General features: G+C 36.0%; 13 protein-coding genes and 1 pseudogene. 6 read left to right on the top strand and 8 right to left on the bottom strand.

What is annotated here, in order from left to right:
* Window positions 1-295: 295 nt before the first annotated feature.
* The 6 genes from gldJ to CXF67_RS18340 all read left to right on the top strand — a co-directional run bounded on the left by gldJ (window position 296) and on the right by CXF67_RS18340 (window position 7,470).
* Window positions 296-1,942, top strand: coding sequence for a gliding motility lipoprotein GldJ (gldJ, locus tag CXF67_RS14480; protein ID WP_102089393.1), 1,647 nt, complete (start codon window positions 296-298; stop codon window positions 1,940-1,942).
* Window positions 1,943-2,005: 63 nt separating this feature from the next.
* Window positions 2,006-3,289 (top strand): UDP-N-acetylmuramoyl-tripeptide--D-alanyl-D-alanine ligase, encoded by a 1,284-nt coding sequence (locus CXF67_RS14475; protein ID WP_102089392.1) that lies wholly within the window; start codon window positions 2,006-2,008, stop codon window positions 3,287-3,289.
* Complete coding sequence (locus CXF67_RS14470) at window positions 3,279-4,625, top strand: MATE family efflux transporter (RefSeq protein WP_102089391.1); 1,347 nt, start codon at window positions 3,279-3,281, stop codon at window positions 4,623-4,625. The genes CXF67_RS14475 and CXF67_RS14470 overlap by 11 nt, the downstream gene beginning before the upstream one ends.
* A gap of 78 nt (window positions 4,626-4,703) precedes the next feature.
* The gene (locus CXF67_RS14465; RefSeq protein WP_102089390.1) at window positions 4,704-5,813 is read left to right on the top strand and encodes a vWA domain-containing protein; all 1,110 of its coding nucleotides are present in this window, start codon (window positions 4,704-4,706) and stop codon (window positions 5,811-5,813) included.
* 1 nt (window position 5,814) lies between these two features.
* A complete protein-coding gene (locus tag CXF67_RS14460; RefSeq protein ID WP_102089389.1) occupies window positions 5,815-7,278 on the top strand; it encodes a magnesium chelatase in 1,464 nt (487 codons plus the stop codon).
* A gap of 21 nt (window positions 7,279-7,299) precedes the next feature.
* A complete protein-coding gene (locus tag CXF67_RS18340; protein WP_180957980.1) occupies window positions 7,300-7,470 on the top strand; it encodes a hypothetical protein in 171 nt (56 codons plus the stop codon).
* 60 nt (window positions 7,471-7,530) lie between these two features.
* On the opposite strand, the gene CXF67_RS14455 is transcribed toward CXF67_RS18340, so the two are convergent.
* The 8 genes and pseudogenes from CXF67_RS14455 to CXF67_RS14420 form a co-directional block, all read right to left on the bottom strand.
* Window positions 7,531-7,737 (bottom strand): hypothetical protein, encoded by a 207-nt coding sequence (locus tag CXF67_RS14455; protein ID WP_102089395.1) that lies wholly within the window; start codon window positions 7,735-7,737, stop codon window positions 7,531-7,533.
* A gap of 4 nt (window positions 7,738-7,741) precedes the next feature.
* Window positions 7,742-11,272, bottom strand: coding sequence for a PA14 domain-containing protein (locus tag CXF67_RS18335; protein WP_180957979.1), 3,531 nt, complete (start codon window positions 11,270-11,272; stop codon window positions 7,742-7,744).
* Between the two features lie 269 nt (window positions 11,273-11,541).
* Complete coding sequence (locus CXF67_RS14440) at window positions 11,542-12,822, bottom strand: metal-dependent hydrolase family protein (protein WP_102089388.1); 1,281 nt, start codon at window positions 12,820-12,822, stop codon at window positions 11,542-11,544.
* A gap of 183 nt (window positions 12,823-13,005) precedes the next feature.
* Window positions 13,006-14,121 (bottom strand): SDR family oxidoreductase, encoded by a 1,116-nt coding sequence (locus CXF67_RS14435; protein WP_102089387.1) that lies wholly within the window; start codon window positions 14,119-14,121, stop codon window positions 13,006-13,008.
* 50 nt (window positions 14,122-14,171) lie between these two features.
* Window positions 14,172-14,324: a hypothetical protein gene (locus CXF67_RS18330; protein WP_180957978.1), complete on the bottom strand. Its 153-nt coding sequence runs from the start codon at window positions 14,322-14,324 to the stop codon at window positions 14,172-14,174.
* 27 nt (window positions 14,325-14,351) lie between these two features.
* Window positions 14,352-14,467: pseudogene (locus tag CXF67_RS14430) on the bottom strand (IS3 family transposase); the annotation flags it as partial.
* Window positions 14,468-14,745: 278 nt separating this feature from the next.
* Window positions 14,746-15,033 (bottom strand): hypothetical protein, encoded by a 288-nt coding sequence (locus CXF67_RS14425; protein ID WP_102089386.1) that lies wholly within the window; start codon window positions 15,031-15,033, stop codon window positions 14,746-14,748.
* A gap of 20 nt (window positions 15,034-15,053) precedes the next feature.
* Window positions 15,054-16,490, bottom strand: a complete 1,437-nt coding sequence (locus CXF67_RS14420; protein WP_102089385.1) for an NADP-dependent isocitrate dehydrogenase — start codon at window positions 16,488-16,490, stop codon at window positions 15,054-15,056.
* Window positions 16,491-16,516 lie beyond the last annotated feature (26 nt).

The following is a 16,516-nucleotide window of genomic DNA, read 5'->3' as shown; positions in this document are numbered from 1 at the left end:
GATAAATAAATATTTGCTTCTGAAGATTTAGCAATTTTATTATCATTGCGCCAATTTATATTAACTTTATCAACCTGTGAATCAGCAATGAAATAGATAAAAAGGAATGAAAGCGTAATAAAGAATTTCATTTTTAAAATCTTTTAGTTGAAGCTATAACGGATAGCCTACAATGATAGTATATTATAATAAAAATTGAAGCTAGATTTAAAATAATTGATAGACTAAAAAATATACTTGTTGATAACTCGTTAATCATTATATTGCCAACAAAATCTTGGTCAAAATCATAATTATGAAAAACTTCTTAAAATCTTGCATCCTTGTGTCACTAGTCATCTTTGCAACAAGCTGCAATAATTCTAGAGATTACGATAGTAATTCTAGAGCCACAGGGTGGGACTTAAGTGGCCGAGATGGTGGTGTGAGTTATAAAACCGACTATGAAGAACAGGAGCCAGGTCCAGGTCTTGTTTTCGTAGAGGGAGGTACTTTCACCATGGGTAGAGTAAAAGATGATGTCATGCATGATTGGAACAATACCCCAACTCAACAACATGTACAATCTTTTTATATCGATGAAACTGAAGTCACCAATGTGATGTATCTAGAATATCTGGATTGGTTAAAGCAAGTTTTTCCTCCGACCGAAGAACGTTACAAAAATATTTATACAGGTGCTTTACCAGATACTTTAGTTTGGAGAAACCCTTTAGGATTTAATGAAAACATGGTCAATAATTATTTGAGACATCCAGCTTTTCATACGTATCCAGTTGTTGGAGTAAATTGGATTCAAGCTACTGAATTCAGTCAATGGAGAACGGACCGTGTTAACGAAAAACGTCTGTCAGATAAAGGGTACACCTCAAGAGATGCCTATAAAAATAGCAGTGCTGATAATGTTTTTAGTACAGAAACATATCTTAATGCACCAAGTAAAGTATATGGTGGTAGTGATTCTATTACCAGAGGAGGAAGAGAAACAGATAGAAAGTTAAGAAATAATCCAGATAGTACTAATGTCTATGTACAACGTAAAGATGGAGAACTTCTTCCCGCTTATAGATTACCTACAGAAGCCGAATGGGAATATGCTGCATTAGGACAAAGTTCTTTAAGAGATTATAATTCCTATAGGGGTAGAAAAAAATATCCATGGGATGGTCAATATACCAGATCTGGAGATGGAAGAACCATCGGTGATCAACTAGCTAACTTTAAGCAAGGTCAAGGTGATTATGGTGGGATAGCAGGTTGGAGTGATGACGGAGCAGACATTACTTCTGAAGTAAGATCTTATGAATCTAATGATTACGGCCTTTATGATATGGCTGGTAACGTTTCTGAATGGGTTGCTGATGTATACAGACCTAGGCTTGATAACGAGTATAACGACTTCAATTATTTTAGAGGAAATGTTTATACCAAAAACGCAATTACTGAAGAAGGTAAAGTGAAGGTTTTAACTGCAGATGAAGTTATCTATGACACCTTAAGCAATGGTAAAATTATCGCTAGAAATATTCCTGGAGAATTAGCTCAAACGAGTATTGGTGATCAAGAAACCTATTTAAGAACGCAATTTTCGAAAAGTGATAATATTAATTTCAGAGATGGTGATAAATCATCTTCAAGATATTACAGTAAGCAAGGAAATACTGTAAAAGGGGAAGACATGTACAATTCTCCTGATAACGAAGTGACTCTAAAGGATGGTAAAATCGACAGACGATATGATGGATCTTCAACTAGAACAACACTTATCGATGATAATGTAAGAGTATACAAAGGAGGGTCTTGGAGAGACCGAGAGTATTGGCTAGATCCAGCGCAAAGAAGATATTTCCCTCAAGATATGGCTACAGATGATATTGGATTTAGAAATGCTATGTCTAAAGTCGGATCTAAATCTAACAAAGGACGAAGAACAAGAAATTAAAATATATTTATTTTTCAACTTAAAAGCTCTAATATTGTATTAGAGCTTTTTTAATTTCTAATTATGACAGCGATGAGAGACTTATATTCGAAATTTGTTGATAGCAGCAGCGTGTGTACAGACACTCGTAAGATTGAGTCTAACTGTCTTTTTTTTGGTTTAAAAGGAGATAATTTCGATGGTAATCTTTATGCTGACCAAGCTTTGGAGAAAGGAGCTTCATTTGCGGTGATAGACAACCCAGATCTACAAGGAAACCGTAAGATCCTTGTTAAAAATGTTCTAGCAACATTACAAGACCTCGCTCATTTCCACAGGAAGCAACTCAAGATACCAATTGTAGCGATCACAGGAAGTAATGGAAAAACCACAACCAAAAAGCTAGTTTCAGAAGTACTCTCTAAAAAGTTTAAAGTCAGAGCGACTAAAGGTAATTTGAACAACCACATTGGCGTTCCTCTAACCCTGCTTTCGTTTACTGCTGAATTGGATTTAGGCATCATTGAGATAGGTGCTAATCATCAAAAAGAAATAGAATCCCTGTGTAAAATAGCAGAACCGAACTACGGTTATATTACCAATTTCGGAAAAGCTCACCTGGAAGGTTTTGGAGGAATAGAAGGAGTCATAAAAGGGAAATCTGAACTTTACGACTATTTAATTCATCATGATGGTTTAATTTTCTTCAACAGAGACGACGATATTCAGGTTAAAAAAGCTGTCAATTTCAAAAAATATAGCATTGGAGAAAAACCGCTATCAGACTGTAGAGTCACTTTTACGAATGCCAATCCTTTTGTTGAAATAGAATATTCTCATCTTGAAATTAAAAGCCAATTAATAGGCGAGTACAATTTTAAAAACATTGCAGCCGCTATAGGTGTAGGGCGCTATTTTGGAGTTGGAAAGGATGAAATTAAAGAAGCTATTGAAAATTTCGAGCCTGAAGAAATGCGTTCACAAGTTATCAAAAAAAAGGATTTAAATATTTTGTTAGATGCTTACAATGCAAACCCGACGAGCATGAAGGCTGCACTTGAAAGCTTTAAAAAAATGAGTGAACAGTCACAAACCGTCATTTTAGGGGATATGTTTGAAATTGGTAAAACTACTCTTGAGGAACATCGTCAAATCTTAAAAACCTGTGAAACTTTAAATTTTGATTCTATTCTTGTCTGCGGTGAGCATTTTTCTGAAGCATCTAAAGGCTTTGAAAATATATCTTCATTTAGAACTAAAAAGGACCTGACAGCCTTTATATCGAAATACAAACCTAAGGCCTCTTCATTTATTTTGATAAAAGGATCTAGAGGGATGCAATTGGAAACCCTAATGGATGCCTTCTAAAAAAAGCATAAAAACACCAAAAGTCTCTTTCAGGGAAATTAATACCATTGCCCTACCTGCCATTGTAGCGGGTATTGCAGAACCCCTCATCTCTCTCAGCGATATCGCCATCATTGGTAATGTAGAAGAAAATGCTGTTGAAGCTTTGGCTGCTGCTGGAATTGTAGGCTCTTTCTTATCGGCTATTGTTTGGATTTTAGCACAAACTAAAACTGCTATATCAGCACTGGTTTCACAGCATTTAGGATCTAACCGATTGCATGCTGTTAAGACATTGGTACCCCAAACTATCCTGCTCAATTTTATCTTGAGTTTAATCATTTACTTTGTGACTGCCTTTTTTGCTGAACTTATCTTTAGTGCTTATAATGCTGAAGGATTAATTTTAGACTACACCAAAAGCTACTATAAAATACGAGCCTTAGGCTTTCCTCTTACCTTAGTAACCTTTGCGATTTTCGGTGTCTTTAGAGGTCTCCAAAATACACTTTGGGCCATGAAATGCAGCTTGGTTGGGGCGGCTGTAAACATAGGTCTCGATTTTTTACTCGTTTACGGAGTAGAAGGTTTTATCCCTGCTTTGCACTTGGAAGGAGCAGCGATTGCAAGTGTAATTGCCCAAGGAGTGATGCTAGGCATGGCCTTTTATTTTTTCTTCAAGAAGACTCCTTTTCATCTCAAGCCAAGTTTAAAGATAAATCCCAATTTAAAGCCTCTAATTTCCATGGCTGCTAATTTATTTTTAAGAACCTTAGCTTTAAATATCGCCATCTACTTAGCCAATTCATACGCTACAGACTACGGGAAAAATTACATAGCTGCACAAAGTATACTTATGAATATTTGGCTATTCTTTTCCTTTTTTATCGATGGCTATGCCAATGCCGGAAATGCAATTGGGGGCAAACTACTCGGGGCAAAAGCGTACACCAAACTCTGGAACCTCAGTAAAGATATAAGCAAATATGCTATAATTATTGCTTTAATTTTAGCTAGCTCTTGTGCTCTTTTTTATGACGAAATAGGACTTATATTTACTAAAGATGAACGCGTATTACTTTTGTTTTCTTCTGTATTTTGGATAGTTCTTATCATGCAACCCATTAATGCTATTGCATTTATGTTTGATGGAATTTTTAAAGGTCTAGGAGAGGCAAAATACCTCAGAAACGTCCTAATCGCCGCGACATTCCTGGGGTTTTGGCCAACTCTGTTAATTTTAGATTATTTGGGACTCAAGCTCTACGCGATTTGGATTGCCTTCTTTGTATGGATGCTCATTAGGAGCTTAGCTCTAGTGGTTAAATTTCGAAACAAGTACCTCGATAAAACGTAAAAAAAACCAGTTTAGTTTTAAAAACAGTTTAACACAATCTTACTCTCTAGCTCCTTATAATTCAATTACTTTTAAACTATGGCAAATTATAGAAAAGGTATCATTTTTAGACCCCATGAAGAAAACACTAGTTTGTTTGATAAACTGCTGGATATCTTTATGGAATTGATCACGCATACCTCTGGCGATTTTGATGAAGCTATTGATTGGCTCAAAGAATTGGACAAGGCATACGAGATTACCACGGAAGAGTATACGATTGATGATTTCATAGAAGACTTAAAGAAAAAAGGTTATATCCGTGAAGAAGTTAAACCAGATGGTAATTCTGGTGTGAAAATCACAAATAAAACGGAACAAGCTTTAAGAAAGCATGCTTTAGAACAAATATTTGGGAAACTCAGAAGAAGCGGTTCCGGCAAGCATAAAACCAAACATACTGGGCTTGGCACCGAAAAAACAGGCGATTTAAGAGACTTTCAGTTTGGAGATGGTTTTGATCAAGTTTCCATGACCGAAAGCTTCAAAAATGCACAGATTAATCACGGCATCGATGAGTTTAAAATGTCTGAAAATGATTTAGTGGTCAACGATACTCATCACCAAACACAGATGAGCACGGTGCTTATGATAGACATCAGTCATAGTATGATCTTATATGGTGAAGATAGAATAACACCAGCCAAAAAAGTGGCAATGGCTTTGGCTGAAATGATTACTACTAAATATGCCAAAGACACTTTAGACATCATTGTCTTTGGAAACGATTCATGGCCTATAAAAATCGGAGATTTGCCTTATTTACAAGTGGGTCCCTATCATACCAATACTGTGGCTGGACTTCAACTAGCCATGAAAATCTTAAGCAGAAAGAGAAATGCAAATAAGCAAATCTTTATGATCACCGATGGTAAACCAAGTTGCTTAAAACTTTCAGATGGGAGCTACTATAAAAATAGTGCAGGCTTAGATGAGGTCATCACTAAAAAGTGCTACAACATGGCTGCACAGGCCAGAAAATTGAGAATACCTATCACTACCTTTATGATTGCTTCTGATCCCTATTTACAGAAATTTGTAAGGGAATTTACCAAGTCCAACCAAGGCAGAGCCTACTTCTCTGGACTTAAAGGTTTAGGAGAGATGATTTTTGAAGATTACGAAAATAACAAACGAAAAAAAATATAATATGCAATTGACTGCACTAAAGACACTTGGTGATTTAAAATCAAATTCTTATATATCCAAATCTATAAAAGAGGAGTTAAGAGATAATCTCATTCATAATTTAAAAAATGATAAATCTTCATTTGAAGGTATTTTTGGTTATGAACACACAGTTATTCCCCAACTAGAACAGGCTATATTATCCAAGCATAATATCAATTTATTGGGGTTAAGAGGCCAAGCCAAAACAAGGATAGCAAGGCAACTCTTAAATCTACTAGATGAATACATTCCTGTAGTAGAAGGGTCTGAAATCAACGATGATCCTTTCCATCCTGTTTCCCTATATGCTAAAGAACTTATTGAAGAGAAAGGAGATGACACCCCTATTTCTTGGTTGCACAGGAGTGAGCGTTTCGCTGAAAAACTTGCTACTCCAGATGTGACTGTTGCAGACTTAATTGGAGACATCGATCCTATAAAAGCGGCTAACTTAAAGTTGAGTTATGCCGATCAAAGGGTCATTCATTATGGTATGATTCCCAGAGCAAATCGTTGCATTTTCGTCATCAACGAACTCCCAGATTTACAAGCTAGAATTCAAGTCGCTCTATTCAATATTCTTCAAGAAGGAGATGTTCAAATAAGAGGTTTTAACTTAAGATTGGCGTTGGATCTTCAATTTGTCTTTACGGCAAACCCAGAGGATTATACCAACAGAGGAAGTATTGTTACTCCTTTAAAAGATAGAATAGGCTCTCAAATTTTGACACACTATCCCAAAGATATTGAAATTGCTAAGCAAATCACCAAACAGGAAGCCCAACTGTCTGACTTCAAAAAAGAAAATATCAGTGTTCCAGATTTAGCAAGAACCTTAATAGAACAAATTTCTATTGAAGCAAGACAGAGTCATTATGTTGATTCTAAAAGTGGTGTGAGTGCAAGACTTAGTATTACTGCTTTCGAAAACTTAATGAGTACTGCAGAACGAAGAGCTCTTGTAAATGGAGATCATAAAACATGCCTTAGATTAAGTGATTTTAATGGTATTATACCAGCTATTACCGGTAAGGTTGAATTGGTTTACGAAGGAGAAGAAGAAGGCACTGAATTTGTTGCTCAGCAACTTATAGAAGCTGCAATTTTAAATCTATATCCCAAATTTTTTCCAGAAATCAAAAAACTAGAAAAACAGGATGAGGACCAGTCGTATGACAAAGTTTTGAATTGGTTTATGAAGAATGACGATGTTCAGTTTTTTGAAGATGACTCTAATGCAGAATATGAATCTGCTCTAAATAAAATAAAGCCTTTAGAGGAAATGCTGAATGAATATGTCTCCAATTATGAAAAAGGTGAAAAGCACTTTTGGATGGAATTTATCCTTTGGGGCTTATCTGTTCATAAAAAACTAGACAGAAACCAGGTCGATACTCAATTAATTTTTGGTGATTCCTTCGGTAGTTTTATAAAAGGTTTATAATTTTGAATAAAATTATAACTTATGCAAAGCGAACTTCCAAAACCTCATAATAATGAATCTTATAGAGCCTTTGAATTTTCAGAATTCATTCAAGAGAATTGGATTTATTTAGGCATCGTTCTTATCATGATTTACATTGTAGTGATGTATGCTAAAATTGTAAAAGACCGCAAAAAAAATAAAGATAATTAACCCAAAAACCATCTAATTGCTCAGATGGTTTTTCTCTTTTATAGTATTTTAGCGTATCAACTAGTCTTGTTTTCTCGTCTGTCTTATCCCTAAATAACCTCCTACTGCTAGGCCTAAAGCGATAAGACCACTTATGGGTGCAACCGGCTCATCATCTACATCATCTGGAAAGCCAATATCTCCAAACTGCGCATAACTGCTTGCTGAAATTAGCACAAAGACTATAATCAATACTAGGGCTAGATACCGTGATTTGTTTATTCTCATCATCTTACTCTTTTATTAGTTTGAATGTTTTTTCGCCTTGGTTGGTTTTTAGCTTCACAAGGTAAACCCCTGTGGTGCCATTGAAGTCCGTGATTTCTATACTAGATTGGCCACTTAGTTTTATGGTATATACTTGTTGGCCTATCAGGTTATAAATTTTAACTTCTGCATCTTGACCTGAGTCTATTCCACTTACGCTAAAGTTTCCCTTGGTTGGGTTAGGGTACAAACTTAGGTTTACTAAGCTTTGCTCTTCTGTCGACAAGCTCACCGGTTCAAACACCAAACTAAATCGATCTGATGCCACTGATTCTGGTATAGAGGACTCTATTGTAAAACTAAAGATATTGTCTGAAGATGTGATTTCAGTGAGAGTCTCTAAATAGTTGTCTTTGACAAAAATTTGCGCAGTTAAGTTATCGGTCATATCAAACTTCATCACATAACTCTCCCGTCTATATTGATTGATGAACAAAGGCAATTCTTCTGTAGCCTGTGGAAGTGGTCTACGCTCAATAGCTATAGCAGTATTCTCTGCCAATCGAGCTAAGTTTTCATCCAGATTACTGAGTTTTGGTGAATCGTCTGTTGTTGTAACACTAAAGGATTTATTAAAGTTTATTCTCAGTCCATCCGATGGGGTCTCTCCTTGAGCAAATGAGTTAGCGTTGAACAGTTGAATATTGATGTACTCCTGAACACTATTAGATTTAACATCCGTTTGGATCTCATTAACCGCTTTCATAGCTTCTTGGAAAGTCACTGATGCTGGAGCATCTGTATTTGTCCTTACAAAGGCGGCTTGCATTGGTTGTAAGAATTCATTGGCTGAAGAGCTAGCAGAATTGGTACCTGCTGGAAGTTCAACAGTAACATAAGCGCCTCTACCTCCTGATGAACCCGGAGTGGGTGAACCGCCAAGAGTGGGATCCCAGACGTAATATTCTGCTGAAGATATATTTGTAGAACCCATTATAAGTGAATTCAGATCCACTTGGGCTTGGTAAGGGTTCCCTATGAAGTTAAAGGCATTTGCTGTATTCGATAAGTTTGTTTCAGTTTGTGCTCCTATAGCCAAAACTCCAGTTGTTGATAAACGAGTAGCTGTTGGAGGTGACCCATTAATTGTAATGTCGATACTCCTATCGCCCCTTAAAAATAAGCGATAAGCTTGTCCAGCTGTTAAAACACCATTTGCATTTGTTACTCTATCCCAGCTTGGAGTTGAATTATCAAAGGTAAACATCGATGCATTTCCTGATGGGTTATAATCAAAGCCATTATTCCCGTCTTGGCCTACACTAGCATTTGCAGAACCTGGTGATACTCCTGTGATGTGCGTTCCATATCCAGGACTTGGATTATCCAGATATCCCACTGGATTTTCTTGCCAATTTTCTCGTATAGACGTTGCTGTGGTTACAGATGGAGATAAGAATCTAAAAGCGCGTCGAGCCGGATAGCATTGTTCGACAGTGACATCGCCCACAATTGTTCCTCCAACAGAACCCACCTGAGCCGTCTTTCCGGGTGTTCCAAAATTACATCGTAAAGAAAGATTGCCATTCGTGTTTAAGGTGCCTTGATCTACGTAGACTACTCCAAACAAATCTGCTGGGTCTGTGAAATCTAAACTTGTTGGATTGTCTAATCTCAAATTCTCAAAAGAACCGCCGCCAGAAATACTCTGTGCCGAAGTTCCATTTAAAACGACTTCACCTTCGCCAGTAAATGAACCTTCATTGTTGACATCGCCAGTGATATTTAGCACTTGACCAGTATTAATATCAACAGAGAAAGTTGGATCAACAGTCAAATTACTTAGTTCTTGTGTCGTAATAACGGACACGTTTGCTCTTACAATGGCCATATCCAAAACGGTAGGAACTCTACCAAAATTCCAATTAGCATCGGTTTGCCAGTTCCCTGTTATTCCATAAATATAAGGATCACAACCCGAACTTACAGCGTTATCTGTCACATTAGGTAAGTCAGTACCGTTATAACCAGCAGCTATGACTAATCCGTCTAGATTTACTGATGGCGTACCTTGGCCAAAGTCTCCACTATCGCCTCCATCTGCCGAAGGGTTATTGTAATATTCATTAGCATCAGAACAACCGTCTCCATCAGAATCCAAATCTAATCGATCTGGATTACCATCATTGTCTGTGTCTATATAAACAAAATTTAAACCTAAAATAGTGAAGGGCAATGCGGTCTTTGAAACTGAACTACTTTGAAAAGACACCTCTAAAATATCATCACCGGCATTTTCAAAAAATAGAATTTCTATGGAGTATAATCCAGTAGTTAAAGCAACGGAACCTGAAGTTTCTGTTTCAGAATGCAAACCATCATTATCGACTACCTCTGTGCCATCTATCAATAGTTTAGAGCCATCATCAGAATTGGTGTAAAAAATATAGGTATCGTCAGTATCAATTTGAATAAGACCAGTATAACGAACAGAGTATGTAGCAGTATTACCAGTAATAGATGTACTTAAAGCAGAAACATCAAAATCTGAAATTGTACCCGACTGAAGGGCTCCTGTTGTAGGAATATTATCTACAGTGTTACCAGTAGGAACCAAATCATAATATTCGTAGTTTAATTCTCCCACTGTCCAATTAAATTCGTCGTTGTCTAGAATTCCATCATTATCATCATCGAGATCGATAAAATCTGGAACAGAGTCACTATCAAAGTCGATACATGAACGATTGACAGAATTATCTATAACGTCAGAATAGTAATTGCCATTATAACCAGCCCCAACTATCAATCCATCAGCATCTACAGTTGGAGTTCCGGAGCCAAAAACACCACCATCCCCACCATCAGCATTGGATAATCCATAATATTCATTAGCATCAGAACAGCCGTCTCCATCAGAATCCAGATCTAATCGATCTGGATTGCCATCATTGTCTATATCAACAAAATTTGAAGCTAAAATAGAGAAAGGCAATGCGGTTTTGGAAATAGAAGGACCTGAGTAAGAGACAACCAAACTTTCTGATCCTCCACCCTCAAAAAATAAAACTCTTATAGTGTGCTCACCAGATGATAAATTTATTACTCCAAATCTTTCTCGAGCTCCGTGATCTCCGTCATTATCAACTACTTCTGTACCATCAATAAAAAGCTTCGAACCATCATCTGATGTCGTAAAAAAAGTATAATTCCCTTGTGCGGATATACTAATTATCCCCGTATAACGGATTGAAAAGGTATCTCCATCGCTTGGGGTAATAGATTGCCATAAAGCATCTACATCAAAATCTGATACTGTACCATTTGCTAAAGCTCCTGTTGTAGGAATATTATCTACAGTGTTACCAATAGGAACCAAATCATAATATTCATAATTTAATTCTCCCACTGTTGAATTAGATTCGTCGTTGTCTAGAATTCCATCATTATCATCATCGAGATCAGCGGAATCTAAAACGCCGTCACCGTCAGTGTCTTGAGAGTAAACTAAATTTATACTTATAAATAAAGTTAATAAAAGTAGTTTTAATTTCATAACAGGTTGTTCTAAGCAAATTTAGGCTCCTGTTTTTCGACATCATGTAGAATTAATTCTAAATTTAATAATTTTATTAAATAATTGTTAATAGTTTAACTTAGACTTTTAATTAAATGAAAAAAGAGAAAACCCATCTAATTGCTCAGATGGTTTTTTTTTGTATTTATATGTGCTAAGCGAACTTCAAAAGGATTTCTATACAATCAATATCCTCGAAGCAAGCCTTGAGGATGTTAACCCATGAGAGAAAATTAAGCAGTATAAAACTAGTATAGCTTAACCACTTTTCCATGTTTCATCACAAATATAACCTCCGTCATTGTTGATATATCCTCTAAAGGATTAGCTTTTACCGCAATAATATCAGCCATTTTTCCTTTATCAATAGAGCCGTAGGAAGCTTCTACCTTTAATAATTGTGCAGGAATAATCGTCGCCGACTGAATCGCTTCCATCGCTGGCATACCAACTTCTACCATATAGCCAAACTCCTTAGCATTGTTTCCATGCTTAAACACTCCTGCATCTGTCCCAAAAGCTATGTTTACTCCTTTTTTATATGCTTTTTCAAACGTACTTTGAATTTTTGGACCTATAGCTTTAGCCTTAGGAACAACAAGAGCTGGATAATAGCCTTCAATTTCCGCTAGCTCAGCAACACTTTTTCCAGCAGTGATAGTAGGCACGTAGTAAGTATCGTATTCTTTCATTAATTCCATGGTTTCTTCAGACATTAAAGTTCCATGTTCTATAGTTTTGATTCCAGCTCGTATAGCTCTTTGCATTCCTTCATCTCCATGAGCATGAGCAGCGGTGATCATTCCATAATCATTTGCCGTTTCAACAATAGCTCTGATTTCATCGTCAAAAAACTGAGGATTTTGTGCGCTTTTTGCAACGCTTAAAACACCTCCTGTTGCAGTAATTTTGATAACGTCTGCTCCATTTTTATAGCGTTGACGAACAGCTTGCCTTGCTTCATGAGCACCATTAATCACTCCATCTTCCGGACCAGGATTCCCCATTAAATCAGCTTTATAACCATTTGTAGGATCAGCATGACCGCCAGTGGTTGCAATAGCTTTTCCTGCTGAATATACGGTAGGCCCAACTACCAAGCCTTTATTGATGGCATTTCTCAAACTCGTATTTACGCCGCTTCCACCAAGATCTCTCACCGACGTAAATCCAGCCATTAGAGTGGTTTTTGCGTGCGCTTGAGCTTCAAAAGCAACATCCGCCTCATTCATCGTAAAGGGTTTGATGTAATTATCTTTAGACGTTTCAGATTCTAAATGAACATGCATATCGAATAAACCAGGAAGTACAGTAGACGTTCTAAGGTCAATCAATTTAGCTTTAGAAGGCACTTTAATAAATCCATCTTCTACAGAATGGATCCTATCCTTCTTAACAATAATTGTTTTAGAGGATAAGACTTCACCAGACTTGACGTCTATCAAGTTTCCGCAATAGATATAATGGTCTTGAGCTGATAAGGAAGCTAGTGACAATAAGAATAGAAAAAATGATAAAATAGGTTTCATAATTTAGATTTTTATAAAAGTAGGTAATTAATATAAATAGCAACAACACGAAATATTTATCTTACTAATTTAAGTAAGCGTCTTTTAATAGTATAATAGCTGAAGAAAAAAATGAAGTTAGAGCTTAACATGGCTATTCAGTATATCCACAATCCAGCTGTTTAAAATATAAGTGATCTTTTTTTAATAACTTTTTCGAAATTTTTTTTCAACTGAAAAATTTATCAAGTTCATGAAATTCTCGTGGACACCCAAGTTAATATCCAACTCTAACTGATCTATCAGTTTTAAAATTTGATCGGGCTGAAACTGTAGATCTGGTACAGACACATATTTTTCAAAAAGACCCCCAATACTTTTATAGTACAACTGTTCAAAAATAGTGAGGTTTTCAGGCATTTCCTCTATATACTCGTAAGCATTAATGTCAAAGGACTCCAAAACGTCGCCCACATAATCTTTATGGAGTATTTGCTTTGGATTTACTATGTTGAGCTCCTTTATATCAGGATTGAAATAAGCATATAACACAGCTCTAGAAACAAAATCTACAGGAACGATATTTAAACCGCTTTTTTTATCGATCCAAATTCTAAAATTCTCTGTAGACTTCTTGGCGTATTTATCTAAAAAAATAGCCCAAGAATAGAAAACATCAAATTTTGGGGTTTCAAAAAATGGTGCATCAATTAATCGGCCGCAAATTATACTTGGCCTTAAAATCTGAAAGGCTATATGCTTTGCTTTACAGGTTTCTTTTACAAAACGTTCACTCTCATATTTGGATTTCTCGTAGGGGTTTCTAAAATCAGTAACCTCATACTGTTCTATGGCATCTTTTACTTTTTTGTCCTGAATACCAAAAGAATAGGCTGTACTTATGTAAAGAAATCGAGTTACACGCTCTGGCAACTCCTCAATGAGTTGCTTTGTTACCAAATAATTTTGCTCATGTACTTTATTTTTAGATTCACTGGTAAGCAGCAAACTAGTAGAACCGGCGCAATGTATTACGGAATCAAAAACATACTGCTCTAAATACTCTTTGGTGATGGTAGATAGATCATGAGAAAGAACCGTTATTTTTTCCAGACAAGCCTCTAAAGTAAAGTTGTTTAAAAAACTGGGACGAGTATGGCTTTGTAAAATATCAATCAAACGCTTTTGAGCTGATTTATTCCCATCTCTAATGACGACATAAAGATGATTTACAGATTCCTCAACAAGTGCTTTATGTATCCATTCAAATACGATGTGACTACCAACAATACCAGTCCCACCTGTTAAAAGACAATTCATAGTAATAATTTAACCTTAAATATATAATGTAAATCTAGCATTATCTAAGGTTACAGAGTTAAAATAAGTTGAAAATCATCACCTTCTTTTTTGAAGGTTTCTTTTGAAGATATTGGTTTTGGCCATTCAATTGTCCTCCTTTTAAATGCTTTAGTTTTTAGTCCACCTAGTTCAAATCTTGACTTTAGGTGATTGCCTTTCATTGACTAAATATATTTGTGATTATTTCATTAAGCTACTTTTTTAATATTTCCTCTCAATTTTATCTCATTTCTAGTGGTGAGAGATATCCTAAACTAGAATGTAACCTTTCTGCATTATACCAATGAATATAGTCTTCAATAGAGTTTGGATACAACGGTTCAATTTGTGCCACTCATTTCGGTTCAATATTTAGTTAAACAAAGTAAAATCAGGAAAATAAGATTTACAAATATTTTCATTTTGACTATCACATTTATCCTAGCCTAAATAAGGGTTTTCGCACAATAAACAAAAGAAAAATTGCAAACAGCGGACACCACAAAAAAAAAACCATAGAGAAAGAGGTATCTCTATGGTCTAATTAGTAATTTATTTAATCTAAAACCTGTAATAATTATTTAGAGCTAGACACTCGATAATTTATGTTGTTTTGATTTTCTTGATAGACATTACAATCGTACAGCTTATTTCCATCTCAACATGTTCTCCATCATGCTCTTCGTTTAATAAGTCAAGAGATCTACATTCAGAATTCAGGTCGCTTATTCTCGTCTTCAATTGATCGAGTTCATCATAGTCATTGGGATCCGTTTCATTGATTCGATCTTTTATAAAAGCCATCTTTTGAAAAATAATTCTACCTAAAAGCTGCTGAGCAATTTCAAGGTCGTAAGAGTTATCGATCAATCTAATGTGATGCGTTTGCATTTTTTTAAACTTTTAATTTATTATTGTCCTTGCCCCATTGAATAGGCTTGAACACCATCAAACTCATATAGATTTTCAGTTTTTATAGTGTCAATGTTTTCCTCAATTGCATATTTTAAAAGCTCGTTGATATTTTCTTTAGTGATTCCCGAACCATTAGTACGCTTAAATCTGCACCTCCAATGATCCGTACAAAATGTTTCACTAAATCCCCCAGGCCACACTTTAATCCCTCTATTTGTGATCATAGTAAGCTCAATTCCATTTTTGCCGATTTTTTTTAAGTTTTCTCCAATTTCATCTGGATCTACGCCATTCCAATGAACAAAAATATCAACACCTACCAGCTTCTTTTTGGATGGAGGCCTTTTTTTGTATTTTGGCAGATTTAGAGCCAAATTAGTAGCGTACGAAACAGGCTTTAAAATCGAAGGCTTTTGTCCCAAATTTTCAATTACAGCTTTTGCAAACTCTTTAGTTCCCACTTTTTGCTTGCTGGATCCTTCCTCAAAAACATCATAGGTATGAATACCATCTTCAAGCGTTTTAAGCCATGCATTCTGGATTTTTTCTGCCGCTTCTGTTTCCCCGATGTGATTTAACATCATTATGGCGCCTTGCAACAAACCTGAAGGGTTGGCTAAATTCTGTCCTGCTCTTCTAGGAGCCGAACCATGTATGGCTTCAAACATAGAGCATTCTTCACCAATATTTGCTGACCCAGCCAAACCTACCGATCCAGTTATTTGAGCGGCCACATCGCTAAGAACATCTCCATATAAATTTGGCATCACGATGACATCAAAAGCCTCTGGTGTATCTGCCATTTTTGCTGCTCCAATGTCTATAATCCAATGTTCGTTTTCAATTTCAGGATACTCTTTTGCAATCTCATCGAATACGTGATGAAACAAACCGTCTGTCTGCTTCATGATATTGTCTTTGGTAAAGCAGGTTACTTTTTTGCGGTTTTGTTGTTTAGCATATTCAAATGCGTATCTCACAATTTTTTCGCAGCCAGGCCTGCTTATTAGTTTCAAGCATTGCACGACCTCATCTGTCTGTTGATGTTCTATGCCGGCATACAAATCCTCTTCGTTTTCCCTTATTATAACAAGATCCATAACTGGATGCTTTGTTTTTATGAATGGATGCAAACTCTTGCAAGGTCTCACGTTTGAGTATAATCCGAGGAATTTCCGGGTGGTGACGTTTAAACTTTTATAACCGCCTCCTTGTGGAGTCGTAATAGGTGCTTTTAAGAAGATTTTGTTTCGTCTTATTGTCTCCCAAGATTCAGAAGCAATACCTGCTGTATTGCCAGCTAAATAAACTTTTTCTCCAACTTCAATTTCTTCAATTTCAATTTTAGCACCTGCGGCTAATAAAATTCCTAGTGTGGCATCCATTATTTCAGGACCGATTCCGTCTCCTTTTGCTACCGTGATTTTTCGCATCTATAAATTATTTTTATTTATAGTGT

Source organism: Psychroflexus sp. MES1-P1E, from assembly GCF_002836055.1.
GTDB lineage: Bacteria > Bacteroidota > Bacteroidia > Flavobacteriales > Flavobacteriaceae > Psychroflexus.
This window is presented reverse-complemented; position numbering and strand designations above follow the sequence as displayed.

What these genes read in the sequence shown, in the direction of transcription:
- CXF67_RS14475 (WP_102089392.1), top strand. Translation starts at nt 2,006, where the DNA reads ATGACAGCGATGAGAGACTTATATTCGAAATTTGTTGATAGCAGCAGC.
- CXF67_RS18335 (WP_180957979.1), bottom strand. Translation starts at nt 11,272, where the DNA reads ATGAAATTAAAACTACTTTTATTAACTTTATTTATAAGTATAAATTTA.
- CXF67_RS14455 (WP_102089395.1), bottom strand. Translation starts at nt 7,737, where the DNA reads ATGAGAATAAACAAATCACGGTATCTAGCCCTAGTATTGATTATAGTC.
- CXF67_RS18330 (WP_180957978.1), bottom strand. Translation starts at nt 14,324, where the DNA reads ATGAAAGGCAATCACCTAAAGTCAAGATTTGAACTAGGTGGACTAAAA.
- CXF67_RS18340 (WP_180957980.1), top strand. Translation starts at nt 7,300, where the DNA reads ATGCAAAGCGAACTTCCAAAACCTCATAATAATGAATCTTATAGAGCC.
- CXF67_RS14460 (WP_102089389.1), top strand. Translation starts at nt 5,815, where the DNA reads ATGCAATTGACTGCACTAAAGACACTTGGTGATTTAAAATCAAATTCT.
- CXF67_RS14440 (WP_102089388.1), bottom strand. Translation starts at nt 12,822, where the DNA reads ATGAAACCTATTTTATCATTTTTTCTATTCTTATTGTCACTAGCTTCC.
- CXF67_RS14425 (WP_102089386.1), bottom strand. Translation starts at nt 15,033, where the DNA reads ATGCAAACGCATCACATTAGATTGATCGATAACTCTTACGACCTTGAA.
- gldJ (WP_102089393.1), top strand. Translation starts at nt 296, where the DNA reads ATGAAAAACTTCTTAAAATCTTGCATCCTTGTGTCACTAGTCATCTTT.
- CXF67_RS14465 (WP_102089390.1), top strand. Translation starts at nt 4,704, where the DNA reads ATGGCAAATTATAGAAAAGGTATCATTTTTAGACCCCATGAAGAAAAC.
- CXF67_RS14420 (WP_102089385.1), bottom strand. Translation starts at nt 16,490, where the DNA reads ATGCGAAAAATCACGGTAGCAAAAGGAGACGGAATCGGTCCTGAAATA.
- CXF67_RS14435 (WP_102089387.1), bottom strand. Translation starts at nt 14,121, where the DNA reads ATGAATTGTCTTTTAACAGGTGGGACTGGTATTGTTGGTAGTCACATC.
- CXF67_RS14470 (WP_102089391.1), top strand. Translation starts at nt 3,279, where the DNA reads ATGCCTTCTAAAAAAAGCATAAAAACACCAAAAGTCTCTTTCAGGGAA.